The sequence below is a fragment of the Vibrio sp. Vb1127 genome, assembly GCF_033338735.1.
Taxonomy (GTDB): Bacteria; Pseudomonadota; Gammaproteobacteria; order Enterobacterales; family Vibrionaceae; genus Vibrio; species Vibrio alginolyticus.
Genome location: NZ_JAWOTF010000004.1, coordinates 184874 through 207819, shown reverse-complemented (window position 1 = coordinate 207819; position 22946 = coordinate 184874). Strand labels below are relative to the sequence as shown.

The window sequence follows — 22946 nt, the reverse complement described above, 5'->3', positions numbered from 1 at the left end:
ATTAGTACGAATATGGCGAGAGCCACACATTTTTTATTCTCAACGCTATAGTTTTGCATGCGATATCCGATATATTTAACCGATCACCATTTCAAATTGTATTTAGCACAAAACTGAGCCTTCTATGCGTCAAAATTATAAGCGTTTGTTAGCAGCCCTTGTGTTGATGATCGCGACTCAGACATCATCAGTGGTTCAAGCCGAAGGAATTCGTCTTGTTGGACCGTCTGGTGAAGTGCAATCATCTCCGAGCTATGCTGAAGATATTGAGCGAGCATTACCTGCTCCTCCTGCGAATACTCAACCGTCACGTTTCTTTGGTCCGACTGGTGAAAATCAAACACTATGGTCGATCGCTTCAGAATTACGACCTTCACGCGGTGTTACCGTTCAACAAACGCTTCTTGCCATTTACCGAATTAACCCTCAAGCGTTTGAGAACCAAAACATTCATGAATTGATCCCAGGTAGTCGGCTACGAGTACCTTCTCTAGAGCAAGTGCAAAGCGCGACCACAGCGCAAGCTGTTGCGATTATGAAGGCGCATGAAGCTAAGTTAAAACAGCCGAAGCCGACAAATAGAGTGACGCCAGCACAACGAGTCACCGAGCAACCAAAGCCACAAATTAAAGTAGAACCCAAGCCTGCGACTAAGCCAGAGACAGTGGCAGCAACGGAGCCAAAACCAACTCCGAAAACAATACCCGTCATCCCTGCGCCACCAGTAACCACCTCTCCGCAGGGTGAAAAGCAGGTCAGTGCGCTAAAGGACAAACTTCAAGGCTCACAAAGTGAATTAGACTCATTAGAAGAGAAGAACCATCGTCTTCGATTGATGCTGTCAGAAGTGCAAAGCGAAGTCGAAACTTTGAAAAGCGAGCTGAATGACGAAGAACGCATTCGCTCAGAAGTCGAGAAGCTGCTTGCAGAAGAGCGCCAGCGCCTTGCTGAACAACAACGCATGCAACCAAGCACCATGGACAAAATTTTGTCGAATGGTTGGCTTGTTGGTCTTGCGGCATTAATTCCTGGTGCTTTGATTGCGTTGCTAGTTGTTATGCTTCTTGGTCGACGATCTAAAGCGAAAGAGGAACATGCGGCTGCACAGGAACAGCAAAACGTTGATCCTCTTGCGGCGCCAATCGGTTTAGAGGCGGCGGATGAGCTGGATGAAGAGCTCACGCTTGATGATGAATTGTTTGCAGATGAAGATATCAACACACAGTCTTTACAAGAAGAGAAGTCAGATTTAGAAGAAGACGTCTTTGCTAACCTCGACGATGAAGAACTTGATTTCAATCTGGAAGGGGACGATGACCCATTTGCAGATATTGGCGATGACGGTGACCTAGATGTTGGTCTGGATGAGTTTGAGTCATCGAACAATGGTATCCAAGTCAACGGCGAAGAAAAAGCGCTTGGTTTAGAAGAAATGGAGCGAGCCTTAGATGAGGTTGCTCCAGAACTAGAAGTGCTCGATGACGATGAGTCTGGCTTCGATCTTTCGGATGATGTGAATGAGAAATCAGACTCGCTTTCAGACGACGCATTTGCCGAGTTACTTGCAGCCGATGAGCCGTCAGAAGAGTTACCAAGTGACACTGTCGACCAGGATATGCTTGATGACTTGTTTGCTGAACTTGGCAACGATGACTTCGATTTAGATACTGATGAGCCTGAGTTAAAACAGCCCGTTTCGGATGATGACTTTAGTGTAGGAGAGGCATCTGACGACGATATCGATAAGCTATTGGCCCAGTATGAACAACCGGCTAGTGAATCGGAAGTTCGAGAAGCTGACGCCAATGAAGGTCCTGTTCTAGATGAAAACAGTACAGAGCTACTCGATGAACTCATTGATTTTGATGAAGATGACACAGACGAGTTTGATCCACTAAACGAGCTAGAAGCAATCTCTGGTTTTGAAGGTGATGACTCGATCGAAGAGTTAGACGCAGATAGCACAGACTTACTGGATGAACTCATTGATGATGTTACCTCTGAACTTGATGAAGAGACTGAAGCTGATTTAGATCCGTTTGATGATCTGATTCGAGAGGACGAGAGCCCAGAGCTGAATAAATCGGAAGAGGAAGAGTTACTGAAATCACTTGGTTTTGGTGAGCCAGACGCCGACGAAAAGCCATCTTCCGTAGTTGAGTCAGAACAAACTCATGAAGATCAGGACATTGAGTCTGGGTTGGACATCGACGCTTTATTAAGTGAAAGCCAACCAGACACGCAACAAGCTGCAAAAGAGCAACCATTAACCGAGCCAGAGGCTGCTTCAGAGCCATTTAGCAGCGATGAATTTCTTGGTGATTTAGAGGACCTCTCACCAGAGAATGATCCTTTAATGAGCGAGCTAGACGACCTATTTGAGTCAGACAGTGAAGAACTTCTGCCAACAGAACAAGAAAAAGCGGATTTTTCTGCTGAACTTGACGCTCTATTTGATAGTGAAGACGATTTACCGCAGCAAGTTGAAAAAACACAAACGGAGATAGAGGAAGCTTCATCACTACAACAAGAGGCTACCGATACTGATTCAACACAAGAACCATCCGTGGAGTCCGGTGCTGAGGTACAGCCTCACGTTGAGCAAGAGGAAGACATTCCAGCCTTCACGCCGACACCAAATACAATAGAGAATGAATTCGGTGTTCCACAAGAAGAAGATTGGCTACTGGATGAGCCTGAATTGGAGCCGGAAACTGAGTCGACCAACGATTCAGAAGAAGAATTCAATTTTGATGAGCTAGATCTTCCAGAATTCAGCGAAGAAGATGCTCTAGCATCTATGGCTGGCGAACCTGCGTTAGAAACGTCCGAGTCCGTTGAACCAGAACAAATTGAAGCCGACTTGCCAGCTGAGTCCGAAGAAGAGTTCAATTTTGACGAGCTGGATCTTCCTGAGTTTAGTGAAGAAGACGCATTGGCGTCCATGGCTGGCGAACCTGCGTTAGAAACGTCCGAGTCCGTTGAGCCAGAACAGGTTGAAGCAGACTTGCCAGCTGAATCAGAAGATGAATTCAATTTTGATGAGCTCGATTTGCCAGAGTTCAGTGAAGAAGATGCACTGGCGTCTATGGCTGGCGAACCTGCGTTAGAAACGTCCGAGTCCGTTAAGCCAGAACAAGTTGAAGCCGACTTGCCAACTGAGTCCGAAGAAGAGTTCAATTTTGATGAGCTCGATTTGCCAGAGTTCAGTGAAGAAGATGCACTGGCGTCTATGGCTGGCGAACCTGCGTTAGAAACGTCCGAGTCCGTTAAGCCAGAACAAGTTGAAGCCGACTTGTCAGCTGAGTCCGAAGAAGAGTTCAATTTTGACGAGCTGGATCTTCCTGAGTTTAGTGAAGACGACGCATTGGCGTCTATGGCTGGCGAACCTGCGTTAGAAACGTCCGAGTCCGTTGAGCCAGAACAAGTTGAAGCCGACTTGCCAACTGAGTCCGAAGAAGAGTTCAATTTTGATGAGCTCGATTTGCCAGAGTTCAGTGAAGAAGATGCACTGGCGTCTATGGCTGGCGAACCTGCGTTAGAAACGTCCGAGTCCGTTGAGCCAGAACAGGTTGAAGCCGACTTGCCAGCTGAGTCCGAAGAAGAGTTCAATTTTGATGAGCTCGATTTGCCAGAGTTCAGCGAAGAAGATGCCTTGGCGTCGATGGAAGAAGAGCCAGAATTACCGAGCTCTGAGACTGCAGATATAGAACCAATCTCCGGTGAGGATGAAGAGTTAAGTTTTGACGACCAAGATCTTCCAGAGTTCAATGAGGAAGATGTTCTCGCGTCAATGAACGAGGGTGCGCCAGAGAGCCCTAAGGTTGAAGCAGAGACATCGAGACCAGCTATTCAAGCCGATAACGATCATGATGCTTTGTTTGAAGTATTTGCGCAGCAAAACGGCTTTGATACTGACCCAGAAGTGCAGCCAACAGCGACAGAGGGTGAGCCGCTCAGTAATTTGGATGATGAATCATCAATGGCTAACCTTCTTGCGGAAGACGCAAACTCAGAAGTATTTGAAGGTAAACTAGACAGTGACACCATCGCAAGTGCAGGTATGGATTTTGAAACCATGCTTGATGTTGGAGATTATTGGGATGGCTTTAAACCCGCTGCTGATAACGTAAGTTCTACTGAAGAAGTGCCTGAGGACCAGCGTGATGTTTGGAATTCGAGTGATGCACTAAGTCAGCCAGAGATCGCGCAAGAAAACTGGGCAGAGCAAAGCGACTTGGATGACTTCGACCCGAAGAAAAATCAATTTATGACGATTGATGAATTGATGGCTCAGGTCGACAGAGAAGGTGGTGAGTTCGAAGAAGAAGACCTTAAGCTCGATGTCGGATTGAACGAGTTTCCAGATGTTATCGGCGAGATCGGCGATATTGACGTAGATAACAATGCTGAAGCGGCTGGGAAACTGGATTTGGCTAAAATCTATCTCGAGATGAACGATTCTCAAGGGGCGATTAAACTACTAGAAGAGGCGATTGTTTACGGTGAGGATGATATTCGCCGCGAAGCAAAAAGCCTGATTGACGCCATTAATGGCCGATAAACCGAAACAAAAGGGTAGCGTTTGCTACCCTTTTTGTGTCCCGTTAGTAGGATGCTACCTTTATGTCACCCTTGGTGAAACTGGCAACTTGAGGTGACTTGAGTATATACTTCCCGCCCCATTTTAGAGTTCGAAGGTTAAGATGAGAATCGCATTAGGTATCGAGTACAACGGTACAAACTACTTTGGTTGGCAGCGCCAAAGAGAAGTGAAAAGTGTCCAAGAAGAGCTAGAGAAAGCATTGTCCGTCGTCGCTAATCACCCAGTTGAAGTTCAGTGTGCTGGTCGGACAGACGCAGGCGTGCATGGCACGGGACAAGTTGTGCACTTTGATACCAACGTTACTCGAAAAATGGTAGCTTGGACCATGGGCGCAAACGCGAACATGCCAAGCGATATAGCGGTTCGTTGGGCTAAGGAAGTTTCAGATGATTTCCATGCAAGATTCTCAGCGACAGCTCGCCGTTATCGTTACATTATTTTCAATCATGCTTTACGTCCAGGCATCCTAAACTCGGGGGTTAGTCACTATCATGGTGAGCTCGACGAGAAAAAAATGCATGAAGCAGGGCAGTTCCTACTTGGCGAAAATGATTTTACGTCGTTTCGCGCGGCGCATTGTCAGTCTCGCAGCCCATTTCGAAACTTGATGCATCTGAACGTTACGCGCCATGGAAACTATGTGGTTATTGATATTAAAGCCAATGCGTTCGTGCATCATATGGTTCGTAATATCACGGGTAGCTTGATAAAAGTTGGACGTGGCGAAGAGAGTCCTGAATGGATCAAGTGGTTATTAGAAGCCAAAGATCGCAAACTAGCGGGTGCGACAGCGAAAGCGGAAGGTCTGTACCTGGTAGATGTAGACTACCCAGAAGAGTTTGGGTTACCTGAAGTGCCGATCGGTCCACTGTTTTTACCAGATAATTTGAACTAATTTTACAAACTTATTTCAAAATATCGGTAGTGTTTACATTGAATGTGAACGGAAAACATACGCTATTTACGATATCAAAAATAGGTACAACCAGTTTTTTATCTACAGTAGCTGCAAGATATGGTTTAATCCGTCGGTATTATGTCGAATTTATATCTTTCGCAATGAAGCGGAAGAGTTGAGAGAAAAGGTCTTCCATGAGTTGGCTTGAAAAGATTTTAGAGAAAAGCAATCTAGTAAGTTCACGCAAAGCTTCTATCCCAGAAGGTGTGTGGACTAAATGTACCTCTTGTGAACAGGTTTTATACCATGCTGAACTAGAGCGTAACTTAGAAGTTTGTCCAAAGTGTAACCATCACATGCGTATGAAAGCGCGTCGTCGTTTGGAAACATTTTTAGATGAAGGTAATCGAGTTGAATTAGGTTCTGAACTTGAGCCACAGGATAAACTGAAATTTAAAGATTCTAAGCGATACAAAGAGCGTATCTCTGCTGCACAAAAAAATAGCGGTGAGAAAGATGCGCTAGTTGTGATGCAGGGTGAATTGCTTGGTCTGCCGCTTGTGGCGTGTGCGTTTGAATTCTCCTTTATGGGTGGTTCAATGGGTTCAGTCGTTGGTGCTCGCTTTGTGAAAGCAGTGGATGCAGCCATTGAAAATAACTGTGCGCTTGTTTGTTTCTCAGCAAGTGGTGGTGCTCGTATGCAAGAGGCTTTAATGTCTCTTATGCAAATGGCAAAAACCAGTGCTGCGCTTGAGCGTTTATCAGAAAAAGGTCTGCCGTTTATTTCTGTTCTAACTGACCCTACAATGGGTGGTGTATCAGCAAGTTTGGCTATGTTGGGTGATATCAACATCGGTGAACCTAAGGCCCTCATTGGCTTTGCTGGTCGTCGTGTAATCGAGCAAACTGTACGTGAAGATCTTCCTGAAGGTTTCCAGCGTAGTGAGTTCCTGCTTGATCACGGTGCTATTGATATGATCGTTGACCGTCGTGAAATGCGTCAGCGTGTGGGTGGTCTTATCGCTAAGATGACTAACCACAAGTCTCCTTTGGTGGTTTCGGTTAACGAATCTCCAAATGAAGAGCCATATTCTGTACCAGAAGCGGACGAAAAAGGGTAAAGTATCAACTAACATAAAAACCAAAGAATTTAATGGTTAAAGTTAGATGACCCAAAACCCAATTCCTCAAGCCACATCTTCATTAGAGATGTGGCTTGATTATTTAGCAAATATTCATTCCTCAGCAATTGATCTAGGCTTAGACCGTGTCCAAGCGGTAGCAAACAAAGCCAATCTTACCAAACCAGCTCCAACCGTAATCACCGTTGCCGGAACCAATGGCAAAGGCTCAACGTGTGCGTTAATGGAAGCCATTTTACTTGATGCTGGCTATTCAGTCGGTGTTTATAGTTCTCCGCACCTGATTCGTTACAACGAGCGTGTACGCATTAATGGCGTTGACGTTGTAGATGCCAAGCACTGTGAAGCATTCGATTATGTAGAAAAGCAGCGTGGTGATGTTAGCCTTAGCCTCTTTGAATTCGGTACGCTTGCTGCGCTACGTATTTTCCAAGTAGAGAAAGTTGACGTTGTCTTACTTGAAGTAGGACTTGGCGGCCGTCTAGACGCCACTAATGTTGTTGACCATGATGTTTCTGTTATTACGAGCTTAGCGATCGATCATGTGGATTGGCTTGGTGATGACATCAATGTTATTGGTTTTGAAAAAGCGGGCATTTACCGTTCAGGGAAGCCAGCAATTTGTGGTCAACCGACGCCACCAGCGACCGTGGCGGCTCATGCTGACGATATTGGTTCTGAGTTCTTCCAAGTAGGTATTCAGTACGATTACCAACTAACTGATAATGGTTGGAAATGGAGCAGTGGGGCATTTGAGTTAGAGGATTTACCAATCCCATCGCTACCATTACAAAATGCAGCCACTGCACTGATGGCACTAGGGGCTTCGGAATTGCAAATCACTGACATAAATATTGTCAATGGCTTGAATAATGCGCGTTTGGCGGGGCGTATGCAAGTACTGCATCACGAACCTGAAATAGTCCTTGATGTCGCTCATAACCCGCACTCTGCTGAGTATTTGGTAGAAAGAGTGAAGCAACAATATCTGGGTAAGAATATCCATATTGTGGTTGCAATGCTGCATGACAAGGACATTAAAGCAACCATTGAAGCGCTAACTCCAGTTGCAACACAATGGTATCCAGCGTCGCTTACTGGACCGAGAGCGGCGACCGCTGATGAATTGTGCCAATACTTACCTGATGGGCAAGTTCATTTTGAAAACCCTGTTGACGCCTTCGAGAGTGCGAGAAGCCACGCAAAGGCAGGAGACGTTATTCTGGTGGTTGGCTCATTCCATACCGTCGGAGAGGTATTGGAACATTGGCAATCAAATAATAAATAAGTAAAGGTATTTTGATGGCAAGTAAATTCCAAAGTCGTTTAGTCGGCACCATCATTCTAGTCGCAGTCGGAGTCATTGTTCTTCCCGATGTGCTAGATGGTAAGAAACTGCACTACAAAGAAGAATTTGCCAGTATTCCTATCAAACCAGAACTTGATAGTGATGTGGAAAACTTCGAAATATTAGAGCCAGTGGAAGACGACATTACGTTACCGGATTCTCCGGTTGAAGCTGTAGTGCAAGAAAGTGAGGATGCTCAAGTAGCCGTTTCTGAGCCCGAGCCAGCGCCAACATCTAAACCTGAGGTCATCAAACAACCAGAGCAAGTTGAGGTCGTCACTCGTCCTGTTCAAGAGAAAAATCAATATGAAGATTCAGCTTGGATCATTCAGTTGATGGCACTTAAGAATCACGAAAATGCTGTCGCGCTTGTCGCGGATTTGCAAAAGCGTGGTTATCAAGCTCACACAAAGAAAGAAAACGAGTTTACGAGAGTGATTGTTGGCCCTGATGTGTCAAAAAGTAAACTTGAACGACAAGTTCAAGAATTACAAAAAATTACAGGTTCAAAAGGTCAATTGCTTAAATTTAAGCCATTAAATCCATAAGAAAACGTTTGCGTCAGCATTTTTTCTGTTAAAATGCGCGCCAACTTAAGATGAAGAAAAGATGAATTGGATAGATTTTATCATTTTAGGTGTGATCGGATTTTCAGCTCTGATCAGTTTAGTTCGCGGTTTTGCTAAAGAAGCTTTGTCTTTGGTGATTTGGTTTGGAGCGTTTTTTATCTCCAGTAATTACTATGCCAAATTGGCGGTGTACTTCACCAACATCGAAGATGATATGTTTCGTAACGGAGCGGCGATTGCGGCGTTATTTGTCGCAACCTTGGTAGTTGGTGCAGTGGTGAATTACGTCATTGGTCAACTGGTACAAAAAACAGGGCTATCAGGTACGGACCGAATTCTCGGGATTGTATTTGGTGGTCTACGCGGAGTCTTAATTGTTTCTGCGGTGCTGTTTTTTATGGATGCGTTTACTGCATTCCCAAGCTCGGATTGGTGGAAAGATTCACAGTTGATCCCTGAGTTCAGCCGTATCATCGCCCCATTCTTCGAGCATTTACAAGCAACATCAAGTTTTCTGTCTGGCACTATCTAGTAGTGCCAGCTACTGTCGCAAATCGAGGATTAGGACATGTGTGGTATTGTTGGAATCGTGGGCACAACGCCTGTAAACCAGTCTATTTATGACGCGTTAACGGTGTTACAGCATCGTGGCCAAGATGCCGCTGGTATTTGTACCATAGAAAGCAATCGTTTTCGTCTACGTAAGGCGAACGGTTTAGTCAAGGATGTATTTGAAGCAAGACACATGCAACGCCTGCAAGGCGAGGTCGGAATTGGTCATGTTCGTTACCCTACAGCAGGCAGTTCAAGCGCTTCAGAAGCTCAACCTTTCTACGTAAACTCTCCTTTCGGTATTACACTTGCCCACAACGGTAACTTGACTAACGCTAACGAAGTTCGTCAGAAGCTGTTTGAAAAAGATCGCCGTCATATCAATACCACTTCAGACTCTGAAGTATTACTAAATGTACTGGCGCACGAAATTGACTCAGTAAAAGGAAATGTCACGACCGAAGACGTATTCCGCGCAGTTACCAATGTTCATCGCACAATTCGCGGTGCTTATGCTGTGACCGCCATGATCATTGGTCATGGTATGATTGCATTTCGTGACCCACACGGTATTCGCCCGCTCTGTTTAGGTAAGCGTGAAGTTAACGGCAGAGCAGAGTACATGGTTGCGTCTGAATCGGTGGCATTGGATGCGGTCGGTTTTGATTTCGTCCGTGATGTTGCACCTGGTGAAGCGATTTACGCAACGTTTGACGGTGAGCTTTACACGAAGCAGTGTGCAGATAATCCTAAGCTGAACCCTTGTATTTTCGAGTTCGTGTACTTTGCTCGTCCGGATTCGTTCATCGATAAAATTTCGGTATACAGTGCTCGCGTTGAAATGGGTAAAAAGCTGGGCGAACGTATTCGTGAAGATTACGCAAACCTTGATATCGATGTTGTCATTCCTATCCCTGAAACGTCTTGCGACATTGCACTGCAAATCGCTCAAGCGATCGATATCCCTTATCGCCAGGGTTTCGTGAAAAACCGTTATGTTGGACGTACGTTTATCATGCCTGGCCAGCAACAACGTAAGAAATCAGTACGTCGCAAGTTGAATGCTATTCGTTCGGAATTCAAAGGTAAGAATGTGTTGCTGGTGGATGACTCTATTGTTCGAGGTACAACGTCAGAGCAGATTATTGAGATGGCTCGTGATTCTGGTGCCAAGAAAGTGTACATGGTCTCAGCGGCTCCTGAAGTTCGTTTCCCGAACGTATACGGCATTGATATGCCAAGTGCTACAGAGCTTATTGCCCATGGCCGTGACAACGATACAATTTGTAAGCAGATTGGTGCCGATGCGCTTATTTATCAACGTCTAGAAGATTTGGTAGAAGCTGTAGGTCTTGGAAATCAAGACATTACTCAGTTCGATACTTCCGTGTTTAACGGTGAATACGTAACGGGTGATATCGACCAACAATACCTAGATTTTTTAGATGGTCTTCGTAACGATGATGCGAAAACACAACTTGAAATCCAACAGGATTTAGCAAACCTAGAGCTTCATAACGAAGGCGCATAGGGTGCGTTTTCTTAAGTCGTAAAAAAACCAGAGCTTCGGCTCTGGTTTTTTGTTTTCGCTACTTAATTAGTGAATGTTATAAGCGATCACAAAGTCAATAAAGAGGCGAACTTTCTCTGGCAGGTGGTCTTTGTGGTTGTAAAGCATATAAATGTCGCGCGGGTTTGCACTCCAATCTGGCAGTACGCGTACCAAATCGCCGCTCTCGATGTACTCTTTGATCATGACATCTGGCATTAGTGTGATGCCTAAACCTTCGGAACAAGCACTGCGCACCACATTGAGCGCGTTTGCTTGAAAACGACCACGATCAACATTCACCACAGACTCGCCTTTGCTATTAATCAAGGTCCACTTAATAAGTGGGTACCCTTTTAGCAATGAATGGTTAGAGAGCTCTTCTGCATGGTGTGGCGCAGGATTTGAGGTTAGATAGTCAGGGCTTGCAACGAGAATATCCTTCACTTCGCCAATCTTACGCGCGATGAGGCTAGAGTCGCGTTGCGGTCCCACTCGAAAAATTACATCCCATTCAGTAGGGTCAAGCTTGTCCGCATTATTCTCTGTCGTTAGCTCAATGTTGATGTCCGGGTACTGCTTCATAAAGCTGTTGAACATCGGCATCATCATTCGTTTAGTTAAGTTGTAAGGCGCGGAGATCTTAATCTTGCCGGATGCTCCTCGGCAGTCGTCAGTGATTTCCTCTGCTGCGGTTGTTAGCCTTTGTAGTAAAGGAGAGCACTCATGGTAAAAACGTTCCCCTGCTTCAGTGAGCGAAAGTTTGCGAGCATGACGGTTCAATAGTCGAAGATTGACAGAGTCTTCTAGCGCTTGAATGCGTCGGGTGATGGTCGCAACCGGGATCATGGTTTTTCGCGAAGTTGCGGTGTAGCTCCCATTTTCGACAACCAGTCGAAACAGGTTTAAGTCATCTAATTTCATATTTCCAGACACATTAAATTACCGATTACGGTTAATTTATAATTAACTTTGTGATCAAAGCTTGCTTTAAGTCAACATGTTGCATCATTTGAACACAGCAACCCTGTTTGAGTAAATACTGTTATACGCCGTAATATTTGTATTAATGCAGTTTCCGAGCTAAGTTTTATAACAAGGCAAAGCGGCCTCAGGTCTTGCTGTGACACGTTTTGCTGGAAGTAAACACAACAAAAATAATGACTTAATAATAAATCTGTTTTTTTGACTGAGCTTTGTGAGGGATAAAGGTATGTTTAAGACTCACAGTCAAACGGCAATGGTCTCGGCACAGGAAGTGAGTAATCAAAAACTAATAATGTTGGTGGACGATGATCCAATATTTCGTAAAGTAACCAATGCCTATTTAGAAAGTCAGGGTTTTAAAGTAGTAGAAGCAGAAAACGGCCTAGAAGCGCTTCAACAACTCAGGGAATGCCAACCCGATCTTATCTTATGTGATTTATCGATGCCGGTCTTAGATGGTATCGAGTTCGTCGAAGAAGTTAGTCTCGAATACCCATATATGCCGCTTATCGTGGTATCAGGCACGGATGAAATGTCCGATGTCGCGAAAGCGTTGCGATTTGGTATTAAAGATTTTCTTCCTAAACCGATAGGTAATTATGAGCACCTATCTCAGGCGATAGAGAATACGCTAGAAGATACCGATAGCCACTTCTCAGAACAACGTGACTTTTCAAGTCAGTGGTTCAGGGTTGATGATGGTGGTGAAATCCCGGATGAACAAGAGCTGTATTGGCATCTGGAGTATTTGCAACAGAATCCGAGTGCGGCAAGAGATTTACTGCAAGCGCTATTGCCAGAGAAGGATGCTGCTCAGGGAGATTGGCGCTGCTCGTATCGTTTATTGCAATCGACGGATGTGATGCCCTTGGTTTTCGATTATCGTTGGTTAATGAATGGTCAATTTGCGTTTTATCTCGTTGATTCTGCTTCCCAAGCTAATGATGGAGTTGCGACGACATTGCTCGTTAGGGCATTGTTTGACGACTATCTCCGTAACTTGAAAAGTTTCAGTGCTGATCTCAAGGACATGGTAGGGATCATTGAAAAAGGAATTGAGTGTTCGGAGTGTGCGGGTGCAGTCAATGCTGTGTTTGGTGTCGCCGACCTCGCTTCATCCTCGGTCTCTATATTGCCTGCGGGTTTAGATAGCCATTGGTCTGACGGAAATACGAATCAACACATCGCAGCAGGTAACCGTTTAGGGGGAGGAAGTATGAAAAACTTCATCACCCGCGATTTACCGCTTAGTGTTGCAGGACAGTTATCTATCGGGTGTTTAGGTTCTTCAAGTTTTAGTTTAAGTATTACCCGGAAATCCCGACTAGTATAATTATGACTTGCAAACCAATAAGCAGCGTCCTGACGCTGCTTATTATCTTTTTAGAACCACCAAAACAACATACGTTTAGTTCAATAACCTTACTTTTTACTGGTGTTTAGATTTGATTGTTTAATGTATAGTCAGTGCTTAAAACAATAATGACCCATTTGTGCAACGATAATTTAACGCTGTGCCTTGGGAGAAGCAAAGTCAACTAGTGAGAAGACACATCATGGCAGACAAAGATTTTAAAGAGCCTTATAATATTTTTTACTTTTTAGGTTTTATTGCAGTTCTTTTGATCCCAACACTTCCTGCAACGCTAACCTGGCTTCGTGTAATGAATGGTTACGCAGGCTTTTAATCTAGCTATTTTGTACCGGAGTTCACCATTCGTATTAAGCGTTACTTTTTCAATACTGTTGGTGGACTCTGTATTGTGCTCGGCATAGCCGGCATAGCCCTTCCACTGTTACCCACCACACCTTTTATTTTGCTTGCTAGCGCATGTTTTATGCGTGGTAGCCCCGCATTTCATCAATGGTTACATAACCACAAAACGTTTGGACCCATTCTCGACAATTGGCATAAGCATCGGGCTGTTACTTCAAAAGTAAAAAAGCGTGGTGCGATTTTTATTGCGCTTAGTTTCATGGTTTCAATCGTTGTTGTCCCCCTCGTTTGGGTAAAAATTGGTCTTTTAGTGATGCTAATCGTTTTACTCAGCTGGTTTATGCGTCTGCCTGTGATTGAGTTGGTTGCTGACCGAGAAGAAAATCACTAAGATTGTAGAGAATAGTGTGCCCGCTCTTCGAGTGGGCGTTTGTATTTTCAGCGCCTGTGACTTTTACGAAAATAAGCACATAGTGGTGAAAACCTATTGTTCGTTGCCCTCGTGATACTGCGATTAGAGAGGGCGATGAGCCAATCTAAGTAAATCGGTATTATGACTACAGAAACAATTTCACTGATCAAATCTAGCATCAAAAGCATCCAAGACTACCCAAAGCCAGGCATTCTATTTCGTGATGTGACGAGCCTTCTTGAAGACGCGAAAGCATACCAAGCGACGATCAACTTACTTGTTGAACGTTACAAAGATATGGGCTTTACCAAGGTTGTGGGTACGGAAGCCCGTGGCTTTCTATTTGGCGCGCCTTTAGCGCTTGAGCTAGGTGTTGGTTTTGTACCAGTGCGTAAACCAGGCAAGCTACCACGCCCTACTGTTGCTCAATCTTATGAGCTTGAATACGGCGTTGATACACTAGAAATCCATACAGATGCCATCGTTGAAGGCGACAAAGTACTGGTTGTCGACGATTTATTGGCAACGGGCGGTACTATTGAAGCGACGACTAAGCTGATTCGCCAACTGGGTGGTGAAGTTGAGCACGCTGCGTTCGTTATCAACCTACCAGAAATCGGTGGCGATAAACGTTTAGAAGCACTAGGTCTAAACGTGTACAGCATCTGCGATTTTGAAGGACATTAATACATTCAATGAGTTATTTAGCTTTAGCGCGAAAATGGCGTCCTAATCAGTTTGACCAAGTTGTCGGACAAAAACATGTCCTGACGGCGTTGGAAAACGCACTGGCGCAAAACCGTTTACACCATGCTTATCTGTTCAGCGGGACTCGTGGTGTGGGTAAAACGAGTATCGGTAGGCTGTTTGCCAAAGGCTTGAACTGCGAAACCGGCATTACCGCGACACCTTGTGGTAAGTGTGATACTTGTCGTGAAATTGATGAAGGTCGCTTTGTCGATCTTCTTGAAATCGACGCAGCATCACGTACTAAAGTTGAAGACACTCGTGAACTGTTAGACAACGTTCAATACAAACCTGCTCGTGGACGTTTTAAAGTGTACCTCATCGATGAGGTGCACATGCTATCGCGTCACTCTTTCAATGCGTTGTTGAAAACCCTGGAAGAGCCGCCAGAGTATGTGAAGTTCTTACTCGCAACAACTGATCCACAAAAGCTGCCTGTCACTATATTGTCGCGTTGTCTTCAGTTTCATCTGAAACCAATCAGCGTTGATGAGATTCACCAGCAACTTGATTACATCCTAGGTCAAGAGCAAGTTTCAGCAGAGCCAAAAGCGTTGGGTATGATCTCACATGCTGCAGATGGCAGTATGCGTGATGCTCTTAGCTTGACTGATCAAGCAATTGCTTTAGGTAACGGTGCGGTGCAAGCCGATATTGTCAGCCACATGTTGGGGACGATTGATACCGACCAAGCGATTCACTTACTAGAGTCAATCAGCAGCAAGCAACCTCAACAAGCCATGGATAAAATCCAGCAATTAGCAGCAAATGGTGTTGAGTGGGATGGTTTGTTGCAGCAAGTCGCAACACAGCTTCATCGAATTGCGATGTATCAAGCGCTGCCAGCGTCGCTAGACCGAGCGCAGCCAGATGCAGAAAGAATCGAGTTGTTGAGTAAAGCACTAAGTCCGCAAGACGTTCAGCTTTACTACCAAATTGCATTGAAAGGTCGTGAAGATTTGACTCTCTCGCCAAATGGGCGAGTCGGTCTGGAAATGATTGTGCTGCGTATGATGGCGTTCCGCCCATCAAGTAACAGTGGGGCAAATGTTGTTTCCAGTAACTGCGAATCAGCTTCAGCCCCAGTTCAAAGTGCCAGTCAATCAAAGACTGCACCAGCTCGGACAGTAGCAGCTCCTCGAGCTCAGCAGCCGAGTCCAGCACAAAGCACACCACAAGTGGCGCCTCAACCTTCATCCAGTTCACAACCTGAGTATCAAGCGAGTGGATATGAGACGGTTCCACCACAGTATGATATGGCGCCGCCGATGAGTGAAAACCCAGCGCCGCAGCATGAAACGCCACCTCAGCAAATGCAAGAGAGCGTTTCAACACCAGCGCGCGGTGGTCTAAGCGGTTTACGTCACCAATTACGTTCTCAGCGTCAAGGCCTACAACAGAACACTCCTCAAAATGGTGGCTCAAAAAAGCCTAAAGCGGCATCTGCACAACCAGAATCGGTTATCGACCGAGTAGCGCAATTGCATGGCAATTCCGCGCAGGTGTCGCCAAACTCAGCTCCGAAGTCGACGGAGCCACAAGTTGAGGAAGCGTATCGCTGGCGTCCAAGCAAGCCTGTTGAGACAAAAGTAAATACAAAACTGACACCTACGCAGCTCAAGCAGGCACTTGAGCATGAGAAAACGCCTGAAATGGCACAAAAGCTCATCGATGAGTCATTAGAACATAATGAATGGGCGAAGCTCATCAGCTTAATGGAGATCCCTAAGCTGGTAGAGCAACTTGCGCTAAACTCTCATTATAGTAAGGAAGGAACAACCGTTTCGTTACTATTGAGAAGCAGCCAAGCTCATTTGAATACTGATAGAGCTCAAGCCGAATTGCTCAAAGCACTTAATACCGTGTTAGGTGAAGAGTGCCACATGAGCATCGAAATAGGGGAGAGTGGAGAAACACCACTTGAACTGAGAGATAGGCTCTACCAAGAGAAATTACAGCAAGCGCTGAACAGTTTAGAAAACGATCCAAATGTTCAATTTATTGAACGTCGTTTTGCTGCAGAGCTTGATAAAGATAGTGTGCGCCCTATCTAATAATCGAATGGAATGGGGTTGAAAACCCAAAGGTATAACCCCATTAATTGATGCAACACCTCATTAAACCAGAGAGATAAACATGTTTGGTAAAGGCGGTATGGGCAACCTAATGAAGCAAGCCCAGCAAATGCAAGATCGCATGCAAAAGCTTCAAGAAGAAATCGCGAATATGGAAGTAACTGGCGAGTCTGGTGCTGGCCTAGTTAAAGTTACTATCACTGGTAGTCACAGCGTACGTCGTGTTGACATCGATGAAAGTTTGATGGAAGACGACAAAGAAATGCTTGAAGATCTGATCGCTGCGGCGTTCAACGATGCAGCCCGTCGTGTTGAAGAAACTCAAAAAGAGAAAATGGCTTCTGTAACTGGCGGTATGCAACTACCACCAGGCATGAAAATGCCATTCTAATCTGCTGATATTTAATTAAGCGGACTTTTAATGCGTACCAGTCATATGCTGGAGCAATTGATGGAGGCCTTACGTTGTCTACCTGGGGTTGGCCCCAAGTCAGCGCAGCGTATGGCCTTTCATTTGTTACAGCGCGATAGAAAAGGCGGTTTGCAGCTTGCAGATGCGCTGAGTCAGGCAATGACAGAAATAGGTCATTGTACTGAGTGTCGAACCTTCACCGAAGAAGAAGTCTGTCACATTTGTACCAACCCAAAACGCCAAGAAAATGGTCAAATTTGTGTGGTAGAAAGCCCGGCAGACATCGCAGCCGTTGAAGCAACAGGCCAATATTCTGGTCGGTATTTTGTTCTTATGGGGCATTTGTCGCCATTAGATGGTATTGGTCCAAGTGATATTGGATTAGATGTCCTTGATTACCGCTTACGTCGCGGTGATATTACCGAAGTGATTTTGGCGACAAACCCAACAGTTGAAGGTGAAGCCACTGCCCACTACATCGCAGAGCTATGTAAAGAGCACCAAGTTGATGCCAGCCGCATCGCGCATGGTGTGCCTGTCGGTGGGGAGCTAGAGCTTGTTGATGGCACGACGTTGTCACATTCGCTATTAGGTCGACACAGAATTTAATAAAAAGCCGCTGAACTCAGCGGCTTTTTTGATCTTGGGAGTTGGGAACGATTAATCGTTCGATTCTTCACCAAGAAGGTTTTTGTAGATAACCGCACCAAGCACGCCACCCACAATAGGCGCAACCCAGAACAGCCATAGCTGAGAAACCGCCCAGTCACCCACATATACTGCGACTGCCGTGCTACGAGCAGGGTTTACTGACGTATTGGTGACAGGAATGCTGATCAGGTGAATGAGAGTCAAACACAGGCCAATTGCGATAGGTGCAAAGCCTTGTGGCGCACGTTTGTCTGTTGCACCCATAATGACAATCAGGAACATCATCGTCATGACAACTTCAGTCACAAGTGCAGCGATCATCGAGTATTGGCCTGGAGAGTGTTCACCATAACCATTGGCGGCAAAGCCAGAACCCACAACATCGAATCCTGCTTGTCCAGATGCAATAACGTAAAGCACACCACCTGCGATAAGCCCGCCGATAACCTGTGAGATGATGTAGGGAGCAACGTCTTTTGTCTCAAAACGACCGCCAGCCCAAAGGCCAACTGTCACTGCAGGGTTCAAGTGACAACCTGAAATATGACCGATAGCAAATGCCATCGTCAGAACGGTTAAACCGAATGCCAAAGAAACGCCCAACAGACCAATACCCACTTCAGGGAAACCCGCAGCCAACACCGCGCTACCACAGCCGCCTAACACTAGCCAGAACGTGCCAAAAGCCTCAGCCAAATACTTATTCATGTTCTTTCCTGATCTTTAATTAAATGACCCGCTGAACATAGTCGAGAATTGTCAATAAATTGTGAGGGAGATCGCGCGAAAACCGCAAATGGAACGCTATGTGGCAAGAGTTCTCAAGGGTGAGATAAAAAGCAGAGGGGGAAAGTGCTAAATCTTGAGTTTGCTTTGATTACTGCCTCGGAGAGAAACAACCGAGGTACTAACTTTAAACGTGTGGTCTAGAGTCGCATTACGTCAATTGTTCTAATTCAGTGATGTTGTCGAGTGCTTCTTGATTGGTGTTGCCGCATACAATCGGACACGGTTTAAAATCGTGACAGACTTTAGGGCGTTCAGGCTTACCAAATAGCTTGCACAAATTGTCGTCGTTGAGTTGCACACAACGAACACCTGCAGGTTTGCCCTTGGGCATTCCAGGTATTGGTGAAGAGATACTTGGCGCAATACAGCACGCTCCACATCCTAATCGACAATCCATAATGTAAACCTCTTAAAAATTAAGGGGGCAATTATGGTCATTTTGACGTGGATTGGAAGAGTGAAGAAAGAAAAAAATAAAAGGGCGCGCTTAACATTACGCTCCCTTTTTGGTTTTTTGCTTTTAAATCATCGTGATTATTTTAAGAAACGGTTATAAACAAACAACAGAATAAATGCGCCTAGTGTTGCGGTAATGATACTACCAATGTTGACGCCAGTGGCTCCGCCGAAACCGAGAATGCCGCCAAGGAAGCCACCTACAAATGCCCCTGCAATACCAAGTAACATTGTTGCAATCCAACCGCCCCCATCTTTTCCTGGCATGAGCCATTTAGCAAGTGCGCCGGCGATTAAGCCCAAAATAATCCAAGAAATAATACCCATGAAAACTCCTTAATGCCTTCTTGATCAATTGAGTAATGGAAACTTGTTTAAGGATAGAACAGTAAAACGAAAGTAGTTGAATATCTCCACCGTTATGTGGGAAGGATGCAAGATCTTCTCAAAACTTGAACTTTTGCGTTGAGAAGAGTATAAATCGCCCCCTAAATTCCCTTGGTGAGACCTGAAGTATGAGCACTCCATTTTGGCAAAGTAAATCGTTAGAGCAGATGACAGAAGAGGAATGGGAATCTCTCTGTGATGGTTGTGGCAAATGTTGTTTGCATAAGCTTATGGATGAAGATACCGATGAAATCTACTATACCAATGTGGCTTGTAGCTGGCTGAACAGTAAAACGTGTTCATGTAAGGATTACCCAAACCGTTTCACTTCGGGTGAAGAGTGCACCAAGCTGACCCGAGAAGACATCGACGATTTTACTTGGCTGCCACACACGTGCGCTTACCGTCTGTTGGCTGAAAAGCAGCCTTTACCAGAATGGCATCCGCTGATTACAGGCTCTAAGTCCGCAATGCATGCGGCAGGGGAAAGTGTCCGTAACAAAGTCGTTTACGAGATTGATGTGGTGGATTGGGAAGACCATATTTTAAATCATCCCAACCGTTCTTAGTCGAATACAATCAAGCCTTTCATTGATTAAATGAAAGGCTTGTTTGCTATTGGGGCTCCCAACTTTGACGTCTCGCTAACGAAATGCTGCTCAGTTTATTATTTAGTGTTGTAAACTTAGGAGTATGATTTCAACGCTTTACACTTCTATTCCTGATTGTTTTGATCAGGATTGTTTCCTATGAGGTAAACATGACGTTTCATTTCCCCCAGAAACTGCGCCTGACATCTTGGGTGACATTATTCGCACTTGCCGTCATTATGTTCTCCCCAATGGCTGTTCATGCGACTGCTACTGACGATATCCAAGAGCCTTCTGCTGCCGAAATCTCGATTGACAACTTGAACCGAGAGATTGTGGATTTATCCCAAAGCCTCTCGCAAGCGAGTGGCGACGAGCGTGATGCCCTTCAACTGCAACTATTCCAAAAGAATGAAGAATTAAGAAGCCAGTTAGCGTCAGCGATTGAACGTGAAACTATCTCTCGCGACAAGCTGATCTTGCTAGTTAAAAAACAAGAACAATACTCTGAGGACGCGACGAACTATCTATCGGAAAAAATAAAGAAAGTCGTCGAGGATTTAAATAAGGCTAAGGATGAAGAGAAGCTTGCTCTTGTTAATGATTATCGAGAGCTACAGCGTTATCTTGATGTGAGCTTCGATTCGAGCTGGCAAAATCTCGCTTGGTTGAAGGAGCTAGGGGCCCAAAACGAGCGCGCAGAAGCGGAACTAAAAGATAAAATTGATAAACGTATGCGCTTACTGTCTGCTTCAATTGAGTACTTGAGTCAGCAAAGTGAGATCATTGGCTCCCAACTTTCGTCTAGCCCAGAGTCGGAAAAAGCGTCGTTGCAACTTAGTCAGCTCATTACTAAACAAAGGCTAAATATTGCGACAGAAAGCTTACGCAACCTGATTTCAATTGGTGATAAAGTCGGTTTAGAAACGTCTGAATACAAACGCCAAATTTTTGAAGTGACGGGTAATATCACCCATGATTTACTGAATACCAAAGTTGTGTGGTCAATACTGAGTCACTGGTCCAACTCGGCACTGGATTGGTTTGCCGAGAATGCACCGCAGCATATCTTCCAGTTGTTTGTTTTTGCGCTGATTTTATTGATCGCTCGCGGACTAGCTAAGTTAACTCGCAAAGTCGTCCGTAAAGCAGTTGCATCGAAAAACTTAAAACTTTCCCACTTGATGCAGGACTTCTTTATCTCGATGTCCGGCAAATTCGTGTGGGTGATCGGTATCATGGTGGGCTTATCTCAGCTTGGTTTGAACCTAGCGCCAATCCTAACCGGTTTCGGTATTGCTGGTGTGATTATTGGTTTCGCGTTGCAAGACACGTTATCCAACTTCGCGGCGGGTATGATGCTGCTTATTTATCGCCCATTTGATGTTGGTGATTTTGTGTATGCTGGCGGTGTGGATGGCAAGGTAAGCCATATGAGTTTGGTGAACACCACAATCCGTACGTTTGATAACCAAATTATTATTGTGCCTAACAGCAAAATCTGGGGAGATGTTATTAAGAACGTCACGCATGAACGCATTCGCCGCGTGGATATGGTGTTTGGCATTGGCTATGCGGATGACCTCTTAAAAGCGGAGTCAGTATTGTCTGATATCATTACCTCTCACCCTTCGGTACTTCGCACTCCAGAGCCAATGATCAAAGTTCATACATTAAATACGTCTTCTGTAGATTTTATTGTGCGTCCTTGGGTAAAAACGGATGATTACTGGGATGTATACTGGGATGTGACAAAAGAGGTGAAACTACGCTTCGACCGAGAAGGTATTTCGATTCCTTTCCCACAACAAGATGTGCATTTGCATATGGTGGAGAAGCAAGACGCTTAATCACAGGTCCCAACTAGTGAAAGGCACTCTAGATAGAGTGCCTTTTTTGATCTTCGGTTAGCGCTATAGTTACAGTTCGTCGAAGAACACCAGTTTCGGCTCGCATTCTAACAAGTTGTCGATCTGGCTAATCAAAAGAGCAAAGTGTTCTGTTTTACCATGAAGCTCAAATGCTTGTTGGTTTTTAAATTGCTCCTGAAAAACGAAGTGGCATGTATTGTCTTTATCTTGGAACAATTGATAACGAACGCAACCTTCTTCATTGCGAGTAGGTTCAAGCGCTCGGGTAAGTACCTCTTTCAACTCTTGTTCTTTTCCCAGTTGTGCATGAAAGGTAGCCGTCAAGTGAATCATAATGTTTACTCTTTTTGTTATAGGTAACGCCCTTGGCGTTGCAGGAACTCAATTTTGTAACCATCAGGGTCGGTTACAAAAAAGAACGTTGCTAAATGCTTTTGTTGATGGTCAAAGGCTTTGATGTCACCAGTTTCAATGCCGAGAGATTTAATGCGTTTGTGGGCTTGTTCAATGTCCTCCACGCTGACGGCAAGGTGGCCGTAACCTGAGCCGTGAGTGTAGGGCTCACTTTGGTCGTGATTGTGCGTCAGTTCCAATTCAAAGCCAGTTTCTTGGTTGGCTAGATAGGTTAGAGAAAAGCCATCAAAGATGTATTGATCAGCGACTTCTAGTTCAAGTACGTCACAGTAAAATTGTAGAGAGCGGTCCAGATCACTTACTCGGATCATGGTGTGAATCATTTTTGTCATAGGTACTCCTTGATAGTCCGCACAGGTTAGCGATTTCAAAAGGAGTCTGGGTAGTACTCTAGTACGACAAATTAGAAGATGCTCAAGGGTTTATAATACGGATGCATAGCCTAGGATGGTTATTGCTCGGTTGGTTGCTATTAACTGTTAAGTTGCGCAAGTGCTTGACGAGTGGTCTCTTGAGGTTGGCGGGCGTAAGTGAGGCAAGCGCATCGAAGTAAGGAGGCAAAGTTGTTCACTTTACCATTGTATTCGAGTGCTTCTTGATAAACAGTGCTTATGAATTTAGGAACCGTCATGTTTTGAGCACTAGCGATTTCCTCAAGAATTGTCCAAAAGCTCGCTTCAAGTTTTACACTGGTCGCGTGACCATCAATACGGATAGAGCGGGTGATGAACTGATAGTTGTCTTGGGGTTGCTTAGCAAAGATTTCGCACATTT

At 45.0% G+C, this 22946-nt stretch carries 23 protein-coding genes; 16 read left to right on the top strand and 7 right to left on the bottom strand.

From position 1 onward, the window contains the following. The first annotated feature begins 124 nt into the window (after positions 1–124). The 7 genes from R7H07_RS08825 (at position 125) to purF (ending at position 10646) form a co-directional block, all read left to right on the top strand. Complete coding sequence (locus R7H07_RS08825; protein ID WP_318079070.1) at positions 125–4564, top strand: FimV/HubP family polar landmark protein; 4440 nt, start codon at positions 125–127, stop codon at positions 4562–4564. Positions 4565–4706: 142 nt separating this feature from the next. Then, complete coding sequence (gene truA, locus R7H07_RS08820) at positions 4707–5501, top strand: tRNA pseudouridine(38-40) synthase TruA (RefSeq protein WP_005380566.1); 795 nt, start codon at positions 4707–4709, stop codon at positions 5499–5501. Positions 5502–5698: 197 nt separating this feature from the next. Beyond that, positions 5699–6625 carry an acetyl-CoA carboxylase, carboxyltransferase subunit beta gene (gene accD, locus R7H07_RS08815; protein ID WP_005380583.1) on the top strand — a complete coding sequence of 309 codons (927 nt, stop codon included), beginning with the start codon at positions 5699–5701 and terminating at the stop codon, positions 6623–6625. Positions 6626–6671: 46 nt separating this feature from the next. Then, entirely contained in the window at positions 6672–7934 is a 1263-nt protein-coding gene (gene folC / locus R7H07_RS08810; RefSeq protein ID WP_005380586.1) for a bifunctional tetrahydrofolate synthase/dihydrofolate synthase, read from the top strand. A 14-nt stretch (positions 7935–7948) separates the two neighbouring features. Then, positions 7949–8542, top strand: a complete 594-nt coding sequence (locus R7H07_RS08805) for an SPOR domain-containing protein (protein ID WP_042522511.1) — start codon at positions 7949–7951, stop codon at positions 8540–8542. Between the two features lie 61 nt (positions 8543–8603). Beyond that, positions 8604–9095: a CvpA family protein gene (locus tag R7H07_RS08800; protein WP_005380590.1), complete on the top strand. Its 492-nt coding sequence runs from the start codon at positions 8604–8606 to the stop codon at positions 9093–9095. A gap of 36 nt (positions 9096–9131) precedes the next feature. After that, on the top strand, positions 9132–10646 hold the full coding sequence (purF, locus tag R7H07_RS08795) for an amidophosphoribosyltransferase (protein WP_005380592.1): 1515 nt from the start codon (positions 9132–9134) through the stop codon (positions 10644–10646). A gap of 66 nt (positions 10647–10712) precedes the next feature. Here purF and R7H07_RS08790 read toward each other — a convergent pair whose 3' ends face one another. After that, a complete protein-coding gene (locus R7H07_RS08790; RefSeq protein ID WP_005384959.1) occupies positions 10713–11588 on the bottom strand; it encodes a LysR family transcriptional regulator in 876 nt (291 codons plus the stop codon). A gap of 289 nt (positions 11589–11877) precedes the next feature. On the opposite strand from R7H07_RS08790, the gene R7H07_RS08785 reads away from it, so the two are divergent. The 7 genes from R7H07_RS08785 to recR all read left to right on the top strand — a co-directional run bounded on the left by R7H07_RS08785 (position 11878) and on the right by recR (position 17623). After that, positions 11878–12984 carry a response regulator gene (locus tag R7H07_RS08785; protein ID WP_206959617.1) on the top strand — a complete coding sequence of 369 codons (1107 nt, stop codon included), beginning with the start codon at positions 11878–11880 and terminating at the stop codon, positions 12982–12984. Positions 12985–13207: 223 nt separating this feature from the next. Then, positions 13208–13339, top strand: coding sequence for a hypothetical protein (locus R7H07_RS08780; protein ID WP_005380608.1), 132 nt, complete (start codon positions 13208–13210; stop codon positions 13337–13339). Between the two features lie 33 nt (positions 13340–13372). Continuing rightward, a complete protein-coding gene (locus R7H07_RS08775) occupies positions 13373–13759 on the top strand; it encodes a YbaN family protein (protein WP_080276930.1) in 387 nt (128 codons plus the stop codon). Positions 13760–13921: 162 nt separating this feature from the next. After that, on the top strand, positions 13922–14467 hold the full coding sequence (gene apt, locus R7H07_RS08770; protein WP_005380615.1) for an adenine phosphoribosyltransferase: 546 nt from the start codon (positions 13922–13924) through the stop codon (positions 14465–14467). Positions 14468–14475: 8 nt separating this feature from the next. Beyond that, positions 14476–16581 (top strand): DNA polymerase III subunit gamma/tau, encoded by a 2106-nt coding sequence (gene dnaX / locus R7H07_RS08765; protein ID WP_206959619.1) that lies wholly within the window; start codon positions 14476–14478, stop codon positions 16579–16581. 82 nt (positions 16582–16663) lie between these two features. After that, complete coding sequence (locus tag R7H07_RS08760; protein ID WP_005380618.1) at positions 16664–16993, top strand: YbaB/EbfC family nucleoid-associated protein; 330 nt, start codon at positions 16664–16666, stop codon at positions 16991–16993. 30 nt (positions 16994–17023) lie between these two features. Further along, the gene (recR, locus tag R7H07_RS08755) at positions 17024–17623 is read left to right on the top strand and encodes a recombination mediator RecR (RefSeq protein ID WP_005380619.1); all 600 of its coding nucleotides are present in this window, start codon (positions 17024–17026) and stop codon (positions 17621–17623) included. 51 nt (positions 17624–17674) lie between these two features. Here the strand turns inward: recR and aqpZ are convergent, their stop codons facing one another. From aqpZ to R7H07_RS08740, 3 genes are all read right to left on the bottom strand, one after another. Beyond that, the gene (gene aqpZ, locus R7H07_RS08750) at positions 17675–18373 is read right to left on the bottom strand and encodes an aquaporin Z (protein ID WP_130545937.1); all 699 of its coding nucleotides are present in this window, start codon (positions 18371–18373) and stop codon (positions 17675–17677) included. A gap of 229 nt (positions 18374–18602) precedes the next feature. Then, the gene (locus R7H07_RS08745; protein ID WP_017820793.1) at positions 18603–18851 is read right to left on the bottom strand and encodes a YkgJ family cysteine cluster protein; all 249 of its coding nucleotides are present in this window, start codon (positions 18849–18851) and stop codon (positions 18603–18605) included. Between the two features lie 137 nt (positions 18852–18988). Continuing rightward, the gene (locus R7H07_RS08740; RefSeq protein WP_005380625.1) at positions 18989–19237 is read right to left on the bottom strand and encodes a GlsB/YeaQ/YmgE family stress response membrane protein; all 249 of its coding nucleotides are present in this window, start codon (positions 19235–19237) and stop codon (positions 18989–18991) included. Between the two features lie 188 nt (positions 19238–19425). On the opposite strand from R7H07_RS08740, the gene R7H07_RS08735 reads away from it, so the two are divergent. Together R7H07_RS08735 and R7H07_RS08730 are read left to right on the top strand one after the other, a co-directional pair. Further along, positions 19426–19866, top strand: a complete 441-nt coding sequence (locus R7H07_RS08735) for a YcgN family cysteine cluster protein (protein WP_206959622.1) — start codon at positions 19426–19428, stop codon at positions 19864–19866. Between the two features lie 191 nt (positions 19867–20057). Further along, positions 20058–21737: a mechanosensitive ion channel family protein gene (locus R7H07_RS08730; protein ID WP_005380681.1), complete on the top strand. Its 1680-nt coding sequence runs from the start codon at positions 20058–20060 to the stop codon at positions 21735–21737. Between the two features lie 69 nt (positions 21738–21806). Here the strand turns inward: R7H07_RS08730 and R7H07_RS08725 are convergent, their stop codons facing one another. The 3 genes from R7H07_RS08725 to R7H07_RS08715 form a co-directional block, all read right to left on the bottom strand. Then, positions 21807–22091 (bottom strand): putative quinol monooxygenase, encoded by a 285-nt coding sequence (locus R7H07_RS08725; RefSeq protein ID WP_042522508.1) that lies wholly within the window; start codon positions 22089–22091, stop codon positions 21807–21809. A 17-nt stretch (positions 22092–22108) separates the two neighbouring features. Then, positions 22109–22504 carry a VOC family protein gene (locus R7H07_RS08720; RefSeq protein ID WP_005380685.1) on the bottom strand — a complete coding sequence of 132 codons (396 nt, stop codon included), beginning with the start codon at positions 22502–22504 and terminating at the stop codon, positions 22109–22111. A gap of 140 nt (positions 22505–22644) precedes the next feature. Then, a complete protein-coding gene (locus R7H07_RS08715) occupies positions 22645–22944 on the bottom strand; it encodes a ribbon-helix-helix domain-containing protein (RefSeq protein WP_005380686.1) in 300 nt (99 codons plus the stop codon). Positions 22945–22946 lie beyond the last annotated feature (2 nt).

Excerpts from the sequence above, each read along its gene's own strand:
- R7H07_RS08825 (WP_318079070.1), top strand. The coding sequence starts at position 125 with ATGCGTCAAAATTATAAGCGTTTGTTAGCAGCCCTTGTGTTGATGATC.
- truA (WP_005380566.1), top strand. The coding sequence starts at position 4,707 with ATGAGAATCGCATTAGGTATCGAGTACAACGGTACAAACTACTTTGGT.
- accD (WP_005380583.1), top strand. The coding sequence starts at position 5,699 with ATGAGTTGGCTTGAAAAGATTTTAGAGAAAAGCAATCTAGTAAGTTCA.
- folC (WP_005380586.1), top strand. The coding sequence starts at position 6,672 with ATGACCCAAAACCCAATTCCTCAAGCCACATCTTCATTAGAGATGTGG.
- R7H07_RS08805 (WP_042522511.1), top strand. The coding sequence starts at position 7,949 with ATGGCAAGTAAATTCCAAAGTCGTTTAGTCGGCACCATCATTCTAGTC.
- R7H07_RS08800 (WP_005380590.1), top strand. The coding sequence starts at position 8,604 with ATGAATTGGATAGATTTTATCATTTTAGGTGTGATCGGATTTTCAGCT.
- purF (WP_005380592.1), top strand. The coding sequence starts at position 9,132 with ATGTGTGGTATTGTTGGAATCGTGGGCACAACGCCTGTAAACCAGTCT.
- R7H07_RS08790 (WP_005384959.1), bottom strand. The coding sequence starts at position 11,588 with ATGAAATTAGATGACTTAAACCTGTTTCGACTGGTTGTCGAAAATGGG.
- R7H07_RS08785 (WP_206959617.1), top strand. The coding sequence starts at position 11,878 with ATGTTTAAGACTCACAGTCAAACGGCAATGGTCTCGGCACAGGAAGTG.
- R7H07_RS08780 (WP_005380608.1), top strand. The coding sequence starts at position 13,208 with ATGGCAGACAAAGATTTTAAAGAGCCTTATAATATTTTTTACTTTTTA.
- apt (WP_005380615.1), top strand. The coding sequence starts at position 13,922 with ATGACTACAGAAACAATTTCACTGATCAAATCTAGCATCAAAAGCATC.
- dnaX (WP_206959619.1), top strand. The coding sequence starts at position 14,476 with ATGAGTTATTTAGCTTTAGCGCGAAAATGGCGTCCTAATCAGTTTGAC.
- R7H07_RS08760 (WP_005380618.1), top strand. The coding sequence starts at position 16,664 with ATGTTTGGTAAAGGCGGTATGGGCAACCTAATGAAGCAAGCCCAGCAA.
- recR (WP_005380619.1), top strand. The coding sequence starts at position 17,024 with ATGCGTACCAGTCATATGCTGGAGCAATTGATGGAGGCCTTACGTTGT.
- aqpZ (WP_130545937.1), bottom strand. The coding sequence starts at position 18,373 with ATGAATAAGTATTTGGCTGAGGCTTTTGGCACGTTCTGGCTAGTGTTA.
- R7H07_RS08745 (WP_017820793.1), bottom strand. The coding sequence starts at position 18,851 with ATGGATTGTCGATTAGGATGTGGAGCGTGCTGTATTGCGCCAAGTATC.
- R7H07_RS08740 (WP_005380625.1), bottom strand. The coding sequence starts at position 19,237 with ATGGGTATTATTTCTTGGATTATTTTGGGCTTAATCGCCGGCGCACTT.
- R7H07_RS08735 (WP_206959622.1), top strand. The coding sequence starts at position 19,426 with ATGAGCACTCCATTTTGGCAAAGTAAATCGTTAGAGCAGATGACAGAA.
- R7H07_RS08730 (WP_005380681.1), top strand. The coding sequence starts at position 20,058 with ATGACGTTTCATTTCCCCCAGAAACTGCGCCTGACATCTTGGGTGACA.
- R7H07_RS08725 (WP_042522508.1), bottom strand. The coding sequence starts at position 22,091 with ATGATTCACTTGACGGCTACCTTTCATGCACAACTGGGAAAAGAACAA.
- R7H07_RS08720 (WP_005380685.1), bottom strand. The coding sequence starts at position 22,504 with ATGACAAAAATGATTCACACCATGATCCGAGTAAGTGATCTGGACCGC.
- R7H07_RS08715 (WP_005380686.1), bottom strand. The coding sequence starts at position 22,944 with ATGTGCGAAATCTTTGCTAAGCAACCCCAAGACAACTATCAGTTCATC.